Genomic DNA, 19,076 nt, shown 5'->3' with positions numbered 1-19,076 from the left:
AAGCGTGAATTACGTCGTCCGCGGCAAGATCGCGATCTTGACGCTCGACGAACCGGAAAAGCTGAACGCACTGACCGCCGGCATTCGCGCAGGCATACGTGAGGGCCTGCAACGGGCCGACAAGGACGATGGGGTACGTGTCAGCATCATCACCGGTGCCGGCGGCAAAGCATTCTGCGCCGGCGCCGATATCGGTACCTTCGATTTCGATCCGGAGAAAGCGCGCGCCTTCTTCATCGACGCCATGGAGGTCCTGAGCGCTCCGGAACGCGCACTCAAGCCGGTGATCGCTGCCGTGAACGGGATCGCCTATGGCGGTGGATTCGAGCTTGCCATCGCATCCGACTTCATCCTGGCGGCCGAGAGTGCCCGCTTCGCCGTACCCGAGATCAAGCTAGGCCTATTGCCTGGCTTCGCTATCGTGCGCCTCCAGGACATTGTTGGGCGCGCGAAAGCCAAGGAAATGAGCATGCTCGGCGACCCCGTCAACGCCGCGGAAGCGAGCCGCCTTGGACTCGTATCCCGCGTCGTTCCCGACGAACGCCTTCTCTCCGACGCAATCGCGTTCGCGGAGCGCATCGCCTCACAGCCCCGCCTTGCTGTGCAGATGGCCAAGTCCTTCTACAATCGCGGTCTCGGCGGCGACGAGATGCGCCACGCAATCGATGGGTTTCCGTTCCTGCTGACGCACGCCGATGCACGCGAAGGTATCAACGCATTTCTGGAGAAACGCGCGCCACGTTTCGAAAACGGGTAGCTGCAACATCTGTGTTTTGGCTTCGTCGCGCAGACATCCTGCCCGCGTGACCAACACTCCACTGTCCAATGAAAGAAAATGAGGGAGCACACGTGAAGAGGAATATCTTGGCCTTGGCCATCATCGTTGCGACAGCGTCGACCGCGTCGGCCCAAATCTCGAATGACGTGGTCCGGATTGGCGTGCTGACGGACCTTTCAAGCTGGGGACGCGACAACAGCGGTCCCGGCTCGGTCGAGGCGGCAAAAATGGCCGTTGAGGAGTTCGGCCCGACGGTACTCGGAAAGCCGATCGAAATCGTGAGCGCCGACCACCAGATGAAGACCGACGTGGGCCTGCAGATCGTTCGCGACTGGTTCGACAACGGCAAGGTCGACGCAGTCGCCGACATTCCGAACTCGGGAATTGCGATAGCCGTTCACAATATGGTGCGGGAGCGCAACAAGATTGCGCTGCTCTCCGGCCCGGGCGCGAGCTCCCTGACCGACGAGCTGTGCAGCCCGAACACCGTCCATTTTTCTTACGATACCTACGCGCTGTCCAAAGTGACGGCGTCGGCTGTCATCAAGGAGGGTGGCAAGTCCTGGTTTTTTGTCACCGCCGACTACGCGTTCGGCCAGCAACTTGAGAAAGACGCGACGCGCTTCATCAAGGAGCTGGACGGCAAGGTCCTCGGCAACGTGCGGCATCCGACCAACACCGCCGACTTCTCGTCATTTGTACTGCAGGCGCAAAACTCCAAGGCGGATGTTGTGGCCTTTGCCAATGCTGGCCAGGACACCGACAACGCCATCAAGCAATCCGGTGAATTCGGCCTGGTTCAGGCCGGCCAGAAGCTTGTTGGCCTGCTGATGTTCGATACCGACGTGCACGCTGTCGGCCTGCAGGCCGCACAAGGCACTTACATGACGACGGCCTCCTACTGGAACATGGATGACAAGACCCGCGCCTGGTCAAAGAGGTTCTTCGCCCGGACCAACGTCATGCCGACCATGATTCACACCGGCGTCTACGGCTCCGTGCTGCACTATCTCAAGGCGATCAAGGCCGCCGGAACAGATGATCCCGCCGCGGTCATGGCCAAGATGCGCGAACTTCCGGTCGAGGACACATTCGTACATGGCGCCAGGCTGCGCGAGGACGGGCGGGTGATCCGTGACATGTACCTGGCGCGCGTAAAGAAGCCATCAGATTCCAAGGAGCCGTGGGACTATCTCGAGATCGTCAAGACAATCCGAGGTGAAGACGCCTATCGGCCTGTCAGCGAATCGAAGTGCGCGCTTCTCAAGAAGTGAAACGACCTGATCGGCGCAAAGAGCGAGCGAAGGCCACTGCTTGGCCGGGCGGGATTTTGGGAAACAAGTAAGGCAAATCATTGCCGAACATCAGAAGGACGATCAGTTCGTGACCACAGCACCATCTCCAATCGAACTCGTCGTTGCCGACAGGATCGGGACGATTTGGCTGAACCGGCCGGAGCGAGGCAATGGGGTCGAGCTCGGGCTGGCGACTGCGCTCAGGGCAGCTGCCTTCGACCTCGAAGGTGACGCCAGCGTCAAGGTTGTCGTCATCCGAGGCCGCGGAGCAAATTTCTCGGTCGGCGGAGACCTACGAGCTTTCTCCGCTGCCGGCGCCACCTTCCCGCGGCTTGCAATGGACATCATCACTGCTTTCCACGACGCACTCGTTTCACTGAGACGCTCAGGAAAGCCGGCTATCGCCGCGGTGCACGGGGCTTGCGCCGGCGGAGCAATGTCCCTGGCGTTGGCCTGTGATTTCGTTCTAGCCGCCGACACGGCGCATTTTTCAGTGGCCTACCGGCGGCTGGGCGTTCCCGCCGATGGCGGCATGAGTCACTCGCTGACGCGCCTCGCGGGGCCAAGGCGAGCGCTGGAGTTGATGCTCCTCTCTGACCGCATAAGCGCAAGCGAGGCACTGTCGCGCGGATTGATCACGAGAGTATGTGCAGAGCAGGAGCTCGAGGCCGAGCTGACCCGAATGGCGCGGGCGCTAGCCGATAACTCGCCCGCCGCAAGCCGTGCGGTGAAAGCCCTGGTCTGGAGCGCCGATACCGCAACGTTCGACGAACAACTGTCGGCCGAGCTAGCTTCATTCGTCGACTGCGCCTCCTCGGCGGACTTTCGCGAGGGCATGAAGGCGTTCAACGATAGGCGGCCGCCGATATTCGCAGGAGAGTGAGAAAATGGGATCCCTGGACGGTAAGGTCGTTTTCATTACAGGCGCGAGCCGCGGCATAGGCCGGGAGATTGCGCTCAAATTCGCATCGGAAGGAGCGCGAGTTGCGCTCGCGGCCAAATCGAGCGAGCCCCATCCAACTCTTCCCGGAACTATCCATACAGTGGCCGAGGACATTCGTAAGCTCGGTACCGCCGCCCTTCCCCTCCGTGTCGATGTACGCGACGCCGATGCGCTCGCAAACGCCATCGAAAGGACGGTTCAGGAATTCGGCGGGTTGGACATCCTCGTGAACAATGCCAGCGCCATCAGTCCGACCGGCCTGCTCGATACTCCGGCCAAAAAGTTCGATTTGCTGAGTGCCGTGAACGGCAGGGCGACCTACATCTGTGCCTATCATGCTGTACCGCACCTGAAGCGGTCGTCAAATCCCCACGTTCTCACCTTGTCACCGCCACTGCCGAAGTCGGCAATCTGGCTCGGCAAGTATCCGGCGTACGCCACCTCGAAGTACAGCATGACGATGTACACTCTGGCGCTGGCCGAGGAATTTCGATCGTTTGGAATTGCCGCTAATGCTCTTTGGCCAAAGACCATGATTGCGACCGACGCCGTGCGTGTGCACTACCAGTCGGATTATCGCCGCAGCCGCTCGCCTTCAATCATGGCCGATGCGGCACACTTTATCGTTACGCAAGACAGTCGCGCATTTTCGGGCAAGACCTTGATCGACGAGGAGGTTTTGCGTGCGCGGGGTGTCGACGACCTGTCGGTCTATGCAATAGATCCTGCCAGCCAGCTAGCGCCAGACATCTTGATCGAATGACTGCAGCAACGATCAGGGAAAGCTTCTCGGCAGGGAAGCATCGAGGTGTACTGGGACTTACCCGGCTGCAGGAATGGTTTCCGAATGAATACCGCCAGCGCGCGCATCGCCATTGTTGTGAATCCAGCCTTGCCGCTTGGGTTGATTGCGAACACAGTTGCGGCCTTGAGCATCGGTATCGGCGCCGCAGAGCCGGACCTCGGAGGAAACCTCTTGACCGACGGTAACGGGCTCACCGTCTGGACCAGTGCAAACCGTCCGGTACCAATTCTGCAAGCCACGCCCGAAGCGCTGTCCGTACTGCTGACGCGCGCGCAGCCATTGGCGAGCGGCGCCGTTTTGGTCCCCTTTCCTCAATTCGCCAGGGGACTCCACCGCTTTGAGGACTATCTCGCCGAATTTCCGCTGCGCGCGCTCTCGAACGAGACGATTGACGGCTTGGGCTTCTACGGGCCCGAGAAATGGGTTCGGTCGCTGACCGGCAATTTGAAGCTCTTGCGCTGAAGATAACGCCCCGTCGTGAACCTGAGGACTGACCTCATCATGAGCATGGTCGTGTACCCTTACGCCATGGCGCCATCCCCGCTCAAGCATAGCTGCGAGGTGCTCTCGTTGGGAGATTAAGACTTTCAGCCCTCGTGAGCCACGTTTCAAGCTCACCGGGAAGCCCTCGAGTGCGAGCGTCCGGCTACCTCAAGAGGAGCCGTGTGACATTAGAGCTTCTGGATTTCGGCTGGTGGTCGGCCGGCCCGCAGGCCTTCCCGAGCCGAAGCTGTCCTCATCACGGTGGAAAAGCTTTTGCGCTCGTCAGCCAGGCCTTCGGCCAACGGACGGTCGAGAGCTGACCGGTAAGGCGCTTGGCAAAGGCCAGGCCTTCGGCACTTCGGCCCGATAGCTCAGCGCCGATCTCAAGGGAACGCGCGAGCGGATCGGCGACGACCTCATGCACAATTCCGATTTCGTGCGCGCGCTGTCCCGTCACTGTCAGGCCACGAAGGATCATCTCGAGCGCCCTGGCCTCTCCAACGATCCTGGGCAAACGCTGTGTACCGCCACCACCCGGAAAGATGCCGATGCGCGTTTCCGGAAGCCCGATCGCCGTAACACTGCTCCCGGCGATGCGCAGGTCGCATGCCAGCGAAAGCTCGAAGCCACCTCCCATGCACAGGCCATTGATTGCCGCAATGACCGGCTTGTCGACGGCTGCAATCGCATCCGTCAGCGCGTGGAAACCAGGTGGCCGAGGACCAGGCGACGACGGGGCGCGAGACGCTCCGCGCTCAATCGCATCAGCGGCCTCGGAGAGTTCCGCAACGTCGTAGTGACGGATGAAGATGCCAGGTAGGCCCCCTGTAATGACAATGACCCGGACCGATAGGGCCATCCCTGCAGCGGCTACCGCATCGAACATCTCAGCCGCCCCGACGGCCGTCATGGTGCCGAATGGGGCGTTAGCATAGGTGATGACACGGATCGCGTCGTGATCCTGGATGGAAACAAGGCGCATAGCCTACTCTCACTGCAACCGCTCGCCGGACAATCACGCGTTGGCGCTGCACCGCTCAGAATGCGCCCGGCTCCCGCACCGATCAAGCCTCGGCGCGCTAAGATTGCCATTGCAGCCGCGCGGTTCATTCTTAAAATCTGCCTCCCCGGCATACGTTTCGGACGGGCCTGTACAGCGGAGTAGACGTTATGCCCAAGCCGGAAAGCTTCCCAATCGAGAAGATCTACGTTCCCGTGAAAAGAAGGAAGGCAATCAAGCCTCAAGTCGTCGAGGAGATCGCTGGAAGCATTCTGGAAATCGGACAACAAACCCCCATTCTCGTCAGGCCCGACGAAGACCGCTTCGTTCTGGTCGAGGGACTACAGCGGCTCGAAGCTTGCAAGGCGCTTGGAGAGACGACGGTTGTGGGCATCGTGGTCTCGGCGGAGGATGCTCAGCAAAGGACGCTCTTGTCCGAGGGACCCGAAGCAGATGCGGAACGCGACAAGATGGCGCGATTGAAAAAGCTGCGTCTTGAGAAGGAAGCTGCAGAAAGTTCGAGTGCTGCCTTGAACCGGACGGATAAGCAGCGAGCCCGCTCGGCAAGGGGCGCGGGCGAGAACCCGAGAACATCGCCAAGCCGGACCTCAGCGCCGACGCCGAAAAAGACGTTGTCGGATTGGATCGCCCAGCAGAAGCGCGACGGTGGCCGTTATTGATTGCCCGCCTTCGGTCCTGCATCCAACGTCATCTAGCTGGCGATGGATTTTTCTTGATCTCTCGCTGCTCAAGCGATCTTCTAAGTCACAGCAATACTTGAACTTTCGCCCCATCCATCCTGCGCTCGTTTGAGCCAGCTTAAGCCAAGAGAAATAACGTCGACACACCGGGTCCGGCTCGTCTGCGTCTGGATTATTCTTGCCAATCCACAAAACTTGTTAGCCGGTCGAGTGACCGTCCACCCGGTCAGCGCCTTGCTTCAGCCGCCATTGCAGCAACGAAAAGGATGGATCGGACTCCGGGTGATGTTCGAAGACTCCTCCAACCTCAGTTCCGATGACCACGGTCTGGCGCGGATCGCCCAGCAGATTACCCACCATGCGCACGCCACCGGCGTGTGGTAGCTCGACGAGCAGCGCGAGATACGGGCCGTGCTGCTTTAGCGCCGGGTGTGACGGATGCCACACGCGTTCCCAACTGTAGATGCGGCCGGTCGGCTCGACGTCCGTCCACCTAAGGTCAAAGGAATGACAATTGTGGCAAATCCATTCAGGCCCGAACTGCCAGGAACGGCAGCGGGCGCAGCGTTGCACCAGCAGGCGGTTTTCCCGCAGGCCCATCCAATACGGCGCCGAAAGCCCATCTGGGTCACTGACCGGAATGGGCAACCCGGCAGGAAGATAGTGCGCACGTGAAGACCCACTCATAGCGTCGCCTCTGAACCCAGAATGAGGTTGCTGGCCGGCGTCACCATCGGGCCGCCGATCACCAGCGCCACATCATTTCGTCGAGCCTGGCTCGCCGACGCGCCACGCACCTGACGAACCGCTTCAAGCACCAGCTCAAAGCCGTGCATGTAGCATTCGGCAAGGTTGCCGCCACTGGTGTTGAGCGGGAGCCTCCCGGATGGAGCGATCAAATTGTCGAAGGTCAGGAAGTCGTTGGCCTTCTCGGGCCTGAAGAAGCCGTGCTCCGCCAGCGCCATCACGACACCGCCGGTGAAGTTCTCGTACGCCTGGACCACACCGACATCTGACGGCCCTACCCCGGCCATGCGGTACAAATCGGATGCAACGGTGCCGAAGTTCGCGGTGGCGTAGAGCGGCGCATTGTGCGCCGTTGCCGCCGCACGATGTCCGGATCCGAAGGCCGCACCGAGCAGATAGGCCGGCTTGTGCCGGAAGTCGCTGGCGCGCTCTGCCGATACCAGCACCAATGCCGCTGCGCCGTCATTTTCCATGCAGCAATCGTAAAGATGGAAGGGCTCCACGATCCAGCGCGAGGCATCGTACTTCTCGATATCCAGCGGCTTGCCTCGCATCACCGCGCGCGGGTTGGCCTGGGCATGATGATAGGAGGCGAGCGCAATCGCGCGCAAAGCCTCCTGTCGCACGCCATGCTCGTGCATGTAGCGTTGCACCCGCATGGCAAAGCGCTGCGGGGGAGCCAGCACCCCATAGGGCATCAGATAGGACCGTTCGCCCGAAACGGTGTGAATCCCGGCTGCCTGTCCGAAACGGCCATATTGGCCCTGCGCCAATGAGCGGAACACCACGACACAATCGGCAAGGCCCGCGACGATCGAGGCGGCCGCATTGGCAACCGCCGCGCTGCAACCGCCGCCGCCTCCGCCCCATTGCATGGTCGCGGAGCGCAGTCGATGCGTACCCAGCGCCGCAGCCAGCCGTGACGCCTCGCTGCGATCGTCGCTGTAGGACGAGAAGCCATCGATCTCGCGGGGATCGAGCCCGGCATCCTCGCAAGCCGTGAGGATCGCCTTCAACGCGAGCTTGAATTCCGGATCGGGAGAAGCGCCATGACGATAATATTCGGTTTCACCGATCCCGATCACGGCCACACGGCCCCGCAGCGTCCGCTCGTCTCGCGCGCGCCCGGTCACGGTTTGGCATCCTGTCGCGAAGCCTCGCTGCCGAAGGCTCCGCCTCCGGCAAGGCGCGCGATCTCCGTCTTGTCGTAGCCGAGCAACTCAAGCAGCACATTCTCGGTGTGCTGCCCAACTGCCGGTGCCGCAACGGGATCCACGATCGGTGTCCGCGAATACCGGATCGGCAGGTTCACGTTCGGCACCCACCCCACCGTCTCATGCGGGATCCGGGTGACGATCCCGCGCTCCCTCGCCTCGGGCGAACGGATCGCCTCGCCGACGGTGCGCAGCTGGCCGCAGGGCACGCCGGCCGCCCGCATCCGCGACTGCCAGTGCGACCAGGGCTGCCGGGCAAAGGCATCGCCGAGGATCGCGAACAACTCCTCGCGCCGGCGGATTCGATCGGGGCCGGTTGCATAGATTTCGGCCCCCGCGAGATCCTCGCGCTCGAGAACCTGCGCCGTCAGGCGCTGGAAGATCTTGTCGTTGCCGCAGTTGATATAGAAGGAACAATCGCTGGCCTGGAACACACCCGACGGACACGTGTCCGGGCTGGTGTTGCCGCTTCGCCTCGGATCGGCACCGCTGAACAGCGACTGCGTGGTCGCGTAGCCGGTCATCAGGACGGCGTTCTCGAACAATGACACCTCGATGGCCTGGCCGTGCCCGCTGCGCTCGCGCGCCAACAGGGCGCCAAGGATCGCATTGCTGGCCATCATCGCAGTGCTGATGTCCATCACCGGCGACAAAGCCCGCACGCCTTCGCGGTCGGCATAGCCGTTCATCGACACGAAGCCGCTCTCGACCTGCGCGATCGGATCAAAGCCAAGCCGGTCCGAAAATGCCCCGTCGCGGCCATAGGCCGACACCGAGCAGTAGATGATCTCGGGTTTGATCTTGCGGCAGCTCTCGTAGTCGAGCCCCAGCCGTGCCATCACGCTCGCAGAAAAATTCTCGACAAGGACGTCCGCCGTCGCGATCAGCTCGCGCGCGATCTTCAGGCCCTCCAGGGATTTGAGATCGAGGGCGACGCTGCGCTTGTTCCGGTTGGTCCACAGGAACGGCGCACCGTGCCTGAGATCGGGATGCACCGGGGGATAACGGCGCAGATCGTCGCCGCGGCCCGGCGCTTCGATCTTGATCACCTCGGCCCCCATGTCGGCGAGGATCATGGTGGCAAACGGCCCCGCGATGAAATGCGAGAAATCGATCACCCGGATCCCCTCGAGCGCTCTTGGCGCGCCGGCGGGACGAGGCGTGTGCTCGGGGAAGTCGGCTTCAAGCTGATCCAGCATCGGGATATCCGTCAATTTGAGCAGTGTTGATCCAAGGATCGCGGCCGTCGTCGTCAATTGCTCTTCGGCGGGTCGATGAGCGAGCAACCGCCCTGGTCGAGCGGCCGGAAGGCTTCCGGCCCGGACAGCCCGCCGACCTGCTCCAGCAGGTCCCACTTGCTCTTCGAGGCACTCGGGCTCTTCACCTTGAAGATGTACATGTTGTGGATGGCGCGGCCGTCGGCGCGCACCACGACCGGCCCGAACAAAGCGTCATCGATCGGCTTCTCCTTCAGCTTCTGGATCACGGCCGGCGCGTCATTGGTTCCCGCCGCCAGCGCCGCGTTCAGATAGGCCAGCACGGAGGAATAGACGCCGGCGTGGAAGGCGGTCGGCGACTGCCCATGCTGCCGCTCGCCGAATTTGGCCGACCAGGCGCGGCTGGCATCGTCGAGGTCCCAGTAGAACGGCTGCGTGATGATCAGCCCCTCCCCGACCGCAAGCCCGCTAGACTCGACATCGTTGGTGGTGGTCAATAGCGCGGCGAAGGTGCGCCCGCTCTGCTTCAGCCCGAACTCGGCGGATTGCTTGATCAGGCTGACGGTGTCGCCACCGGCGGTCGCGAACGCGATCACGTCGGCGCCCGAGCCTTCGGCCTGCAGGATGAACGAGGCATAGTCCGCATTGTTGATCGGTACATTGACCGATCCGAGAACGGTCCCGCCGCCGGCACCGATCACCGCCGTTCCGTCGCGCACCATCGATTTGCCGAGCGCATTGTCGGTGGCGATGAAGTACCATTTCTTGCCGCCGTGATGCACGAGATAGGCGCCGATGGTGTGAGAGGCCGCCCAGGTATCGAAGGTCCACTGAATCGTATTGGGTGAGCAGTATTTCCCGGTCAGGTCGGACGACGCCGCGCTCGATGCGATCAGCGCCGCTTTGGTGCCGCGCATGACCTCGTTGACCGCCAGCCCAACGGCCGAGTTCGGCACGTCGGCGACCGCATCGACCTTCTCCTGATCGATCCAGCGGCGCGCGATGGCGGCGCCGACATCAGCCTTGTTCTGGTGGTCCGCCGAGACGATCTCGACCTTGAAATCCGGATGAAGCCGCATGAAGTCCTCGGCCGCCATTTTGGCCGCTGTCACCGAACCTTCGCCGGCATTGTCCGAGTAAGGGCCGGACGCGTCGTTGAGCACGCCGATCTTCAGAGACCGCGCGGCGACCGCCGTCGCCGGCGAACCGGCACAAAAGGCCAGGAGAGCTATTCCGGCTATCTGCGAAAGATACTTCATTGTTTCCACCCGTCGTATGTTGTTGTGTTAGAGATCGAGCACAAGCGTCCGGGACTTGGCGCCCGAGCAGCAGATCATGACGCTCTTGTTCGCCGCCTGCTCTTCGTTGCTCAGGAACTGGTCGCGATGGTCGGGTATGCCCTCGAGCACGCGCGTCTCGCAGGTGCCGCAGACACCTTCGGTACAGGCATAGTTCGCGGCGATCCCGGCCTCCAGCAGCGCATCGAGAATGGTCTTGCCGGCCTCGACTGCGATGGTGCGGTTGCTTCGCGCCAGCTTGACGTCGAAGCCACCTTCGGTGGCTGGAGCTTCCCGGGCCTTGAAATATTCGACATGTACGTGATCGGCCGGGCGATCGGCCGTCGCCGCCTCGAGCGCCTCGAGCATGGGCACCGGACCGCAACAGTAGAGATGCGCGCGAGGCGGAGCGTTCCTGACGAGCGCCGGGAGATCGAACACCCGTCCCGATCGCTCGTCGTCGAAATCGAGATGTACCCTCGATCGATACGTGCCGAGTTCGTCGAGGAATGCGGCAGCGGCGCGCGTCCTCGCGGCATAGAACAGCTCCCAGTGACGTCCAAGCGCCTCAAGCCGTCGGATCATCGACAGCAGCGGCGTGATGCCGATGCCCCCGGCGATCAGGACAGAATGGTCGGCCTCCTCACGGAGCGCGAAGTTATTCCGCGGCTCGGAGATCCTTATGATGTTCCCGACCCCGACGGTGTCGTGGACGAAGCTGGACCCACCCCGGCTCTCGCCATCCCTGTTCACCGCGATGACATACCGGTGCCGCTCGCATTGGTCGTTTACCAGCGAATAGCTGCGGATCATGCCGTTCGGCAGATGCAGGTCGATGTGGCTCCCGGCCGTGAACGGCGTCAGTTCGCCGCCCGTCGGGGCAATCAGCTCATACGAATTGATCCGCTCGGCCTCATATCCGATACGCTTGACCAGCACCTCCAGCGTACCAGCCGTGTGTTTGAATGCGCTCACAGCTCGTACCCGAAATCGGCGCCAAGCTTCGCACGCATGAACGGCGCGCCGACGTCAACCCACAAATCCTCCGGCGGCAACCGCAGCGAGACCGCTCGCACCATGAACACGTCCGGGTCCAAGACTCCTTTGGGCTTGATCGCGTGATCGCGATAGGCGCCAAGCGCTTCAAGAATGAAACGTCGCGTCATCGCGATGCCGGTATCACTTGAGCAGAGCGTCTCCTTGGTGCGATCAAAGATCGGCGAGACGCCGCTTTGGCAGGCGCCGTCCTGCACCCAGAGCCCCGGCAGGCCCGAGAACCAGGTGGTCCGCTGCGCCTCATAGTCGAACTGAAAGCCGTTCTGCGGATTGTATTTCGTCCAGTAGCCTGCGTATGGGACCGTCACCGGGTGCTGGACGAGCGCGTGGCGGCTGGCATGACCACTCTCGCGGCCCTTGTGTCCTTCGGCGAAGACCTGCCGGGTTTTCTCCAGCAGCGGCTCCGATGGATGATAGGAGAACATGATGCAGAGCGTGTTCTCGTCATCGATCGGGACCCAGGCGTGCCCGCTCAAATCCGGGAACGGAGACAGCGGAGGCACCAGCGTATAGAACGGCAGCAGGAACTGGTTGACCCGCCAGTACAGCGTGTTGGCATCGTAATTGCGCCGCGCGGCGATGCTCATGCCGAAATCCTGCTTGATGCATTCGAAGGTCGGGCGCAGGTCGCGCTTCTGGATCCAGGCGCTCGTCGTGCCCTGCGCATCCAGCCGTCCATGAAGCAGCGGCGCGTGCGCCGAATCGATCTCACCCTCGACCGCCTGCAGCCAATTGCACTCCTGGACGCGAACCGAGATGTGCACCTGCTCGGCCGGCACCAGATTCCATTCGAGGTTCGGCAGCGGCGGAAGCTCAGCCTGGTCGGGACCCATATAGGTCCAGATCATCCCGTTGCGCTCCTTGCAGGGATAGGCCTTGATCCGCACCCGCTCCTTGAGGCGGCTGCGCACTGGCTCTGCCGGCATGTCAGTCACGGCGCCGGTGACGTCGAATTTCCAGCCGTGATAGACGCAGCGCAGCCCGCAATCCTCATTTCGCGCAAAGACCAGCGGCGCTCCGCGATGCGGGCAGGCCTGGTCGACCAGCCCGATGCGCCCCTCGGAATCGCGAAAGGCGACGAGATCCTCGCCCAGCAGCCGGATGCGCTTCGGCTGCCCGTCCGCGGCGAGATCAGCCGACGGCAGGAAAGGAATCCAGTACAGGCGGAAAAGTTCGCCGAGTGGCGTTCCCTTGCCGACCCTCACCAGCCGTTCATTGTCTTCGCGCGAGAGCATGGGGTTGCCTCCTTCAATTGCGTGTGGCCGGGCCTGCCGCGCCGCCGAGAAGCGCGGCGACACGGTCAGACAGTCCGAGATCCTGGGCGGTCCAGAGCGGATCGGATGCGGTGAGCGGCTGGCGTGGAATGGGAGGTTGCTTGCCCTCCTCCACCAGGCCGACAATCAATTCGATGCGCCGCAGCTCGAGCTCGCGCAGAGCGTCCTCGACGACGGCGGCTTCAGCCGTGCACCCCGGCAGCTCCGGATAGGCAAGGCGAACCCGCCACTGCCCCGGCTCGGTTTCGACTGCCTCCGCCTCAAGCAAATAGGGAATCGACAGCAGCTCACGCAGGTCCAAGTTTCAACCTCCCTGAACGACGTCTTCGCTCGCATTTGATACGTATACGTACTACATTATCGGAAGGCTGACAAGAGCCGAGGGCGACCCTGTCTCCCTCAGAAGAGGCTGGTGACATGGTTCGCCACAGGGTTGAGGACGATCAGCCAAGCTGCTAACGGCTAGGACGCAATTCGCAGAACGCAGCTGGGAACCAGACAACGGCATGGCAGCCGATAAAGGCAAGCAGACAACCTCGGCGGCAGACGTTGCACGCGACTGGCAGCTCGAGGGTGGTGTCGGATTCCTGTTGCGTCTGCTGGAGGCCCGCTACGATGGGCTCTATCAAAGCATGACGCGCCAGAGCGATATCACGCCGCGGCAGTTCGGTGTGCTGATGGCGCTGTATCAGTTAGGTCCTCTAACCCCCTCCGTGTTGGCCGAACGGATCAGCTGCGACCGCAACACGCTCAGCGAAATGCTGAAGCGCATGGTCGCGCGCAGACTGGTCTCGAAGAAAGACAATCCGGACGACCGCCGCTCGCTCCAGGTGCAGATCACGGCTAAAGGCGAGGAAGCGCTTCTCGCCGTCATTCCGGCCGCCGCCGAGCTGCAAAACATCATGCTGGCCCCCCTTCGCAAGGAGGACCGCGCGCATTTCCTGAAATGCCTGCTGGCGATCGCGAAGGCTCCGCCGCCGGACAGTCCGGCCGATACGTGAAATCGCCGGCGTCCAGCGGCCCTACGCCTGCACCTTCCCGAACGTGCCCGCAGCGGCGAGCGTCGCGATTGCGTCCGGCGACAGGCCCAGGATCCGCGACAGCACATCGTCCCGCTGCGCGCCGATCCCGGGAACTCGACGTCCCATCGGCGTATCGGCCCCGGACATCTGCCATGGCGCATTGACGCCGATGAAGTCACCTGCCCCGTCCGAGACGGTCCCAAACACCCCACGTTGGCGCAAATGGGCATCGGTCAGCGCCGCGCCCGGCGTCCGGTACTCGGCGCAGGGAACACCGGCGCGATCCAGCGCCGCGATGCATTCAGCAACGGTGTGGCGTTCGGTCCATTTCTCGATCACCTGCATCATGGCGGTCCAATTGGCGCCGCGCGCTGGAATGGTCGAAAAGCGCGGATCGTTCACCAGCTCTTCCTGCCCGGTCACCTCGCACAGCGCCGCGAAATTACGCGGCGTGACCGGGGCGATCAGAATATCGCCATCGCGCGCGCGGACCGGCCCATAGGTCGGGCGCGGCGAACGGATCGGGAATTGCGCCTCCTGAAGCTCATAGACCAGCAGATTCATCATGCAGTCCATCAAGGCTACATCGACGCGCTGTCCTTTCCCGGTGCGCGTTCGCTGGACCATCGCGGTCTGGATCGCGGAATAGCCGAAGATGCCGCCGAGGATATCGGCGACAAAGATCGCGCCCGGCGCGGGACGCTCCCGGTCACCGGCATAACGCATCAGGGAGTGATCGAATCCGCTCTCGGCATGGACGATCATCGCATAAGCCGCGCGCTCGGCTGCTGGGCCTGACTGGCCATAACCCGAGATCGAGCAATAGATGAGGCGCGGGTTGATCTCGCAGAGCGTCTCGTAGCCAAGACCAAGGCGGTCCATCACGCCAGGGCGGAAATTCTCGACGAGAATGTCCGCCTCCGCGACCATGCGATGTACGAGCCTGATGGCGTCGGCATTCTTCAGGTCCAGCGCCAGGCTACGCTTGCCGGCATTGAGCTGGCCGAAATAGGTGCTGTGGCCTTCCCGCAGCGGCGTTCGCAACCGCATGTCATCGCCTTCCGGAGGCTCGATCTTGATGACCTCGGCGCCGACATCGGCGAGCAGCCGCGCGCAATACGGCCCTGCCACCATGATCGAGAAATCGAGCACGCGCACGCCGGCGAGCGGCGCCCTGACGCCATCCTTCTGCATCCAATCTCTCCTATCTCGGCAGTCCGAGCGCGCGTTGCGCGATCAGACTGCGCTGAATCTCGTTGGTCCCGATGCTGATGACCCACATCAGCGAATGCCGCAGGTTTTGCTCGAAGCGACCGTTGTCGATCGCGCCCGGCATCTGCTCGGACAGCGCGGCCCGCATGCCAAGGATGTCGAGCGCGGCCTCGCCGAATCGCTCCATCAGCTCACCGGAAAACACCTTGCTGATCGCGCCATATTCCGGCAGCGTCACGCCGTCGGCGGCAAGCTCGGCGCAATGCATCATCAAGAGACGGCCGATCTCGATCTCTGACGCCAAGGTCACCATCCTGTCGCGGATGATTGGATCATCGGCGAGAGACCGATCACCTTGCTTCGCCATCACATGCGAACGCAGTTGCTCGAAGGCGTGCGCGACCTTCAGGACGATCCCGCCACCAACCAGCCCGCGCTCGAAGGCCAGCGCGCCGGTCAACACTTTCCAACCGCCATTGACCTCGCCGACCAGGTTCTCCGAGGGGATGCGGACGTTGTCGTAGAAGATATTGGCAAACGTGCCATCATACATGGTTGCTGATGGACGGATCGTGATGCCCGGCGCATCCATCGGCACGATGAACATGCTGATGCCCGCGTGCGGCGGCTTCGCGTCCTTGTCGGTCCGCGCGGCGAGGAACATGTATTTGCCCCACCAGGTGGTGGTCCAGATCTTCTGGCCGTTGATCACCCAGTGATCGCCGTCCCTGGCCGCACTGGTGCGCAGCGCGGCAAGGTCCGACCCTGCCTGCGGCTCGCTGTAGCCCATGCCATGCATCGCTTCGCCACGCAGGATTTCCGGAAGGTATTTCTGCTGCTGCGCTGCCGTGCCGAACATCATCAGCGCATTGGCTTGGATCGCCGCGCCGATCCGCGGCGCCTCGCCCCGCTCCATCGTCTCCGTGAAGGCGATCTGCTCCAGCGGCGAGCGCGCCTGGCCGCCGAATTGCTCTGGCCATCCGAGCCCGATCCATCCGGTCTCACCGATGTCGCGGGCGAAGCCGGCATCGAACTCACGCTTGGCGAAGGGTCTTCCGTCGAATGCTTGCTTCGTATCTCCAGTCCAGTGTTGCTCGAGCCAGAGCCGGATCTGCTCGCGAAACGCATTTCCAGCGGCCCCGAGGTCATATTGCGGCAGCCCGACGCCGCCCGCATCCAGCAGCCGCGCTGCCAGCCTGCTCTTGGCATCCGAGGCGCCGCCAAGCGCGATCGTATCGAGATGCACGCGCTTGAAGTGGATTGGCGCCTCGTGCTCTTCGGCATAACCGATCGCACCGAACGTATGCTGGACCTCCAGCGACACCTGCCGCAGCGCATGACCGGAGAACGCCGATGCGCAATCGGCGAAGTAGCGCCAGCCGCCCTCGCCGCCGTCATGCAGTCTGGCGGCATGGTCGAGGATCAACCTGACGCCTTCGAGCGCAATCAGGCAGTCGGCCAGCTTGTGCTGGATGGCCTGGAACCTGCCGATCGGCTGCCCGAACTGGTGCCGTTCCTTGGCGTAGTCCACGGCGAGCTCAAAGGCACGCCGCGCAGCGCCATAGGCACGCGCGGTCAACATCGCTCTGCCCTTGATGCGGAGATGGTCGAGATCGACCGTATCTATGGGAATGCGCGTGAGCGGCGCTTCGTTCAGCCGGACCTCGTAGAGTCCCCACGCTCCCATCGCGCGGGTTGCGACGCACTCGACACCGGAACCGTCAAGATTGATCAGCCCAAGCTGGGCCTGGTCTAGAACGACCAGAAGATGCGTCGCGTCTCCGGCAACCTCGACAAAACGAAGCACGCCCTTTGCCTTGAGGTCCGTGACCTCAACCGCTCCTGTGCGGGCGTCCGGATCCAGCGCACCGAATGAGAAGGCGACGGTCGCCTCCCCGGACTGCAGCCGCTCCAGCAGATCCACCGCGACGTCGACCTGCGATCCGGAGATCGCAAGATTAGCGAGCGCCGCAGACCACATCGGCGCCGTGCAGCCGGCCCGGCCGAGTTCCGCCATGACGACGAAGATTTCGGCGAGCCCGCCTTCGCCGCTCTCCGCACCAAGCGCGGCGACGCCCTGCCCAACGAGCTTGCGCCAGATCGCCGACACCTCGTCCGGCGAGGACGATGCGGCCAAACCGAGTGGAAGCCAATGCTCGTCCAGGAAACCGCGCAAGGAATCGCGCAGCATTCCTGCGACATCGTCATTCGACGCTTCGATCGCCGCCATGGTGAGGCCCGCGCTATGCCTGGCCGAATCTGGGCTTCCGCTTCTCCTTGAACGACATAGTCGCTTCCTTGTGGTCGGCAGTCTCGAACGTCACCTGCTCCAGCGCCATCGACGCCTCCAGCAGCATGTTGACGCGCTCCTTGACGATCTGATTGATCGACAGCTTGGTCCAGCGAATGGCCCAGGTCGGACCGTTGGCGAGCTCGACCGCGATCGCGCGGGCCTTGGCCAACACCTCCGCGCGCGGCGCGACATGATTGACCAGCCCGATCCGCTCCGCCTCATTTCCCTTCAGGAGCGTGCCGCGGATCAGGAATTCCTTGGCCTTGTTGATGCCGACCAGCAGCGGCCAGATCACTGTGCCGCCGTCGCCGGCGACGAGGCCAACACGCGAGACGTGGGTGTCGCCGATCCGCGCGTCTTCCGCCATCACCGTGATGTCGCAAAGCAGCGCATGGGTCGCCGCAAGGCCGATGGCATCGCCATTGATCGCCGCGATGATGGGCTTGTCGAGCTCGAGCTGGCGGGTGACTCCGCGGCGGCTGATCATGGGATCGTGTACCTCGCCCTCTTCGAGCACGTCGCCGCCGGGCCGCTCGGACATCGCCTTGACGTCGCCACCGACGCTGAAGAAGTCGCCCGCCCCGGTCAGCACCACGGCATTAACGGCGTGATCGTCGGCGAGGTCGTCCCAGATCGTGCGCAACTCGCGGATCAGCTTCTGATTGATGGCATTGCGCGCCTGCGGGCGGTTCAAGGTCACGGTCGCGACCTTGTCCGCGACCTCGACCATCAGGCATTCATATTTGGCGTAATTGGACACGTTTGCCTCCATTGTTTCGCTGTTTGAGTTGTTGATTATTGGCAACGCAGGCGCGCGCTAGCGGCGCATCCCGGGCTGCACATCCGCCAATGCGACGTGAAGCGACATGGCGCCCGGATCCTGCTCGAGCATGCGCTGCACGGATTCCAGATGCGATCGCAGCAATCGGCTTGCCAGATCGACGTTCCGTTCGCTGAGGGCTGCCAGGAATTGCCGCCGCTTCTCGGCCAGCCGTGCCATCGCGACCCCGCTGGAAGCGACCTTGGCGTAGACGAAGCGCATGTGGATCTCGGTGACCGAGTCCACGATCATCGCAATCACCTTGTTGCCGGTCGAGGCCGCCAGCAGCTTGTAGAACTCGCGCGAACATTCGACCCGGTCGAGCAGCCGCCCCTCCTTGGTCGCAAAGCTCCGTCCGCTCGATATTGGCTTCCAATGCATCGAGATCGGCCCGGCGGGCATTGGCACAAGCCAACTGCACCACGAGGTCGAGGACGTGGACCCGCGTCTCCGACAATTCCCGCACCGAAATCGTGCCGAGGCTCAGCATGTCGCGCATGACCTCGTTCATGCGGCGGGTGTCGCCCTGCTGGATGAAGGCGCCGCCCTTGACGCCCTTCTGCAGCCGGAGCACGCCGGCCATTTCGAGGCTGCGCAATGCTTCCCGCAGCACATTCCGACTGACGCCGAGCTGCTGAGCCAGCTCGCGCTCGGCCGGCAGCTTGTCGCCGGGCTTCAGCACGCCGAGCGCGAGTTGCTCGCGAATGCGCTCGCAGATCTCCTCGAACGTCCGCCTGGTGTGAATCGGCTTGAATGTCGGCGCGGCCGGCGAGCCGGCCGCACGATGATCGGTGGCCCGCTCCCGGCGGCTCGGCGAGGCGGCACGGGAGCGCCGCGGCGCGCGAGGGCTTGACTTGGTGCTCATGCGGTGAATTATTAAATGGATCACCCATTCAATGGAAGCCCTTTTTTAGCTTCCGGCAAAGAAAACGAAACGGG

19 protein-coding genes and 1 pseudogene are annotated in these 19,076 nt (G+C 62.9%); 7 read left to right on the top strand and 13 right to left on the bottom strand.

Annotated elements, in window-relative coordinates; all coding sequences use genetic code 11:
• Window positions 1–4: 4 nt before the first annotated feature.
• The 5 genes from ACVW1B_RS09240 (at window position 5) to ACVW1B_RS09220 (ending at window position 4,283) form a co-directional block, all read left to right on the top strand.
• Window positions 5–757 carry an enoyl-CoA hydratase/isomerase family protein gene (locus ACVW1B_RS09240; RefSeq protein ID WP_253609217.1) on the top strand — a complete coding sequence of 251 codons (753 nt, stop codon included), beginning with the start codon at window positions 5–7 and terminating at the stop codon, window positions 755–757.
• Window positions 758–825: 68 nt separating this feature from the next.
• On the top strand, window positions 826–2,052 hold the full coding sequence (locus tag ACVW1B_RS09235; protein ID WP_456821557.1) for an ABC transporter substrate-binding protein: 1,227 nt from the start codon (window positions 826–828) through the stop codon (window positions 2,050–2,052).
• A 40-nt stretch (window positions 2,053–2,092) separates the two neighbouring features.
• Window positions 2,093–2,956 (top strand): enoyl-CoA hydratase/isomerase family protein, encoded by an 864-nt coding sequence (locus ACVW1B_RS09230; protein ID WP_253609219.1) that lies wholly within the window; start codon window positions 2,093–2,095, stop codon window positions 2,954–2,956.
• 4 nt (window positions 2,957–2,960) lie between these two features.
• A complete protein-coding gene (locus tag ACVW1B_RS09225) occupies window positions 2,961–3,779 on the top strand; it encodes an SDR family oxidoreductase (protein WP_225648249.1) in 819 nt (272 codons plus the stop codon).
• 84 nt (window positions 3,780–3,863) lie between these two features.
• The gene (locus tag ACVW1B_RS09220; RefSeq protein ID WP_057017218.1) at window positions 3,864–4,283 is read left to right on the top strand and encodes a DUF2000 domain-containing protein; all 420 of its coding nucleotides are present in this window, start codon (window positions 3,864–3,866) and stop codon (window positions 4,281–4,283) included.
• 277 nt (window positions 4,284–4,560) lie between these two features.
• Here ACVW1B_RS09220 and ACVW1B_RS09215 read toward each other — a convergent pair whose 3' ends face one another.
• Window positions 4,561–5,286 carry an enoyl-CoA hydratase/isomerase family protein gene (locus ACVW1B_RS09215; RefSeq protein ID WP_456821556.1) on the bottom strand — a complete coding sequence of 242 codons (726 nt, stop codon included), beginning with the start codon at window positions 5,284–5,286 and terminating at the stop codon, window positions 4,561–4,563.
• Between the two features lie 188 nt (window positions 5,287–5,474).
• Here ACVW1B_RS09215 and ACVW1B_RS09210 point away from each other — a divergent pair, with 188 nt between their 5' ends.
• Window positions 5,475–5,984: a ParB N-terminal domain-containing protein gene (locus ACVW1B_RS09210; RefSeq protein WP_253609220.1), complete on the top strand. Its 510-nt coding sequence runs from the start codon at window positions 5,475–5,477 to the stop codon at window positions 5,982–5,984.
• 219 nt (window positions 5,985–6,203) lie between these two features.
• Here ACVW1B_RS09210 and ACVW1B_RS09205 read toward each other — a convergent pair whose 3' ends face one another.
• From ACVW1B_RS09205 to ACVW1B_RS09175, 7 genes are all read right to left on the bottom strand, one after another.
• Window positions 6,204–6,605, bottom strand: coding sequence for a Zn-ribbon domain-containing OB-fold protein (locus tag ACVW1B_RS09205; protein WP_225648246.1), 402 nt, complete (start codon window positions 6,603–6,605; stop codon window positions 6,204–6,206).
• Between the two features lie 83 nt (window positions 6,606–6,688).
• Window positions 6,689–7,885 (bottom strand): thiolase C-terminal domain-containing protein, encoded by a 1,197-nt coding sequence (locus tag ACVW1B_RS09200; protein WP_225648245.1) that lies wholly within the window; start codon window positions 7,883–7,885, stop codon window positions 6,689–6,691.
• Window positions 7,882–9,165, bottom strand: coding sequence for a CaiB/BaiF CoA transferase family protein (locus ACVW1B_RS09195; RefSeq protein WP_057017215.1), 1,284 nt, complete (start codon window positions 9,163–9,165; stop codon window positions 7,882–7,884). Before ACVW1B_RS09195 ends, ACVW1B_RS09200 begins: the two co-directional genes overlap by 4 nt.
• A gap of 53 nt (window positions 9,166–9,218) precedes the next feature.
• On the bottom strand, window positions 9,219–10,442 hold the full coding sequence (locus tag ACVW1B_RS09190; protein ID WP_456821555.1) for an ABC transporter substrate-binding protein: 1,224 nt from the start codon (window positions 10,440–10,442) through the stop codon (window positions 9,219–9,221).
• Window positions 10,443–10,469: 27 nt separating this feature from the next.
• Window positions 10,470–11,435 (bottom strand): PDR/VanB family oxidoreductase, encoded by a 966-nt coding sequence (locus tag ACVW1B_RS09185; protein ID WP_253609223.1) that lies wholly within the window; start codon window positions 11,433–11,435, stop codon window positions 10,470–10,472.
• Window positions 11,432–12,751 (bottom strand): Rieske 2Fe-2S domain-containing protein, encoded by a 1,320-nt coding sequence (locus tag ACVW1B_RS09180; protein WP_141342321.1) that lies wholly within the window; start codon window positions 12,749–12,751, stop codon window positions 11,432–11,434. The genes ACVW1B_RS09185 and ACVW1B_RS09180 overlap by 4 nt, the downstream gene beginning before the upstream one ends.
• A gap of 13 nt (window positions 12,752–12,764) precedes the next feature.
• Window positions 12,765–13,091, bottom strand: coding sequence for a hypothetical protein (locus ACVW1B_RS09175; protein WP_456821554.1), 327 nt, complete (start codon window positions 13,089–13,091; stop codon window positions 12,765–12,767).
• 205 nt (window positions 13,092–13,296) lie between these two features.
• Here ACVW1B_RS09175 and ACVW1B_RS09170 point away from each other — a divergent pair, with 205 nt between their 5' ends.
• Window positions 13,297–13,791, top strand: coding sequence for a MarR family winged helix-turn-helix transcriptional regulator (locus ACVW1B_RS09170; RefSeq protein ID WP_057017211.1), 495 nt, complete (start codon window positions 13,297–13,299; stop codon window positions 13,789–13,791).
• A 21-nt stretch (window positions 13,792–13,812) separates the two neighbouring features.
• Here the strand turns inward: ACVW1B_RS09170 and ACVW1B_RS09165 are convergent, their stop codons facing one another.
• From ACVW1B_RS09165 to ACVW1B_RS09145, 5 genes and pseudogenes are all read right to left on the bottom strand, one after another.
• On the bottom strand, window positions 13,813–15,006 hold the full coding sequence (locus ACVW1B_RS09165) for a CaiB/BaiF CoA transferase family protein (RefSeq protein ID WP_253609226.1): 1,194 nt from the start codon (window positions 15,004–15,006) through the stop codon (window positions 13,813–13,815).
• A 10-nt stretch (window positions 15,007–15,016) separates the two neighbouring features.
• A complete protein-coding gene (locus ACVW1B_RS09160; RefSeq protein WP_456821553.1) occupies window positions 15,017–17,254 on the bottom strand; it encodes an acyl-CoA dehydrogenase family protein in 2,238 nt (745 codons plus the stop codon).
• A 13-nt stretch (window positions 17,255–17,267) separates the two neighbouring features.
• On the bottom strand, window positions 17,268–18,077 hold the full coding sequence (locus tag ACVW1B_RS09155; protein ID WP_456821552.1) for an enoyl-CoA hydratase/isomerase family protein: 810 nt from the start codon (window positions 18,075–18,077) through the stop codon (window positions 17,268–17,270).
• A gap of 57 nt (window positions 18,078–18,134) precedes the next feature.
• Window positions 18,135–18,518, bottom strand: a complete 384-nt coding sequence (locus tag ACVW1B_RS09150; protein WP_456821551.1) for an FCD domain-containing protein — start codon at window positions 18,516–18,518, stop codon at window positions 18,135–18,137.
• A gap of 229 nt (window positions 18,519–18,747) precedes the next feature.
• Window positions 18,748–19,002 (bottom strand): annotated as a pseudogene (locus tag ACVW1B_RS09145) (FadR/GntR family transcriptional regulator); the annotation flags it as partial.
• Window positions 19,003–19,076: the final 74 nt, after the last annotated feature.

The organism is Bradyrhizobium sp. USDA 4502 (assembly GCF_054063355.1).
This window is presented reverse-complemented; position numbering and strand designations above follow the sequence as displayed.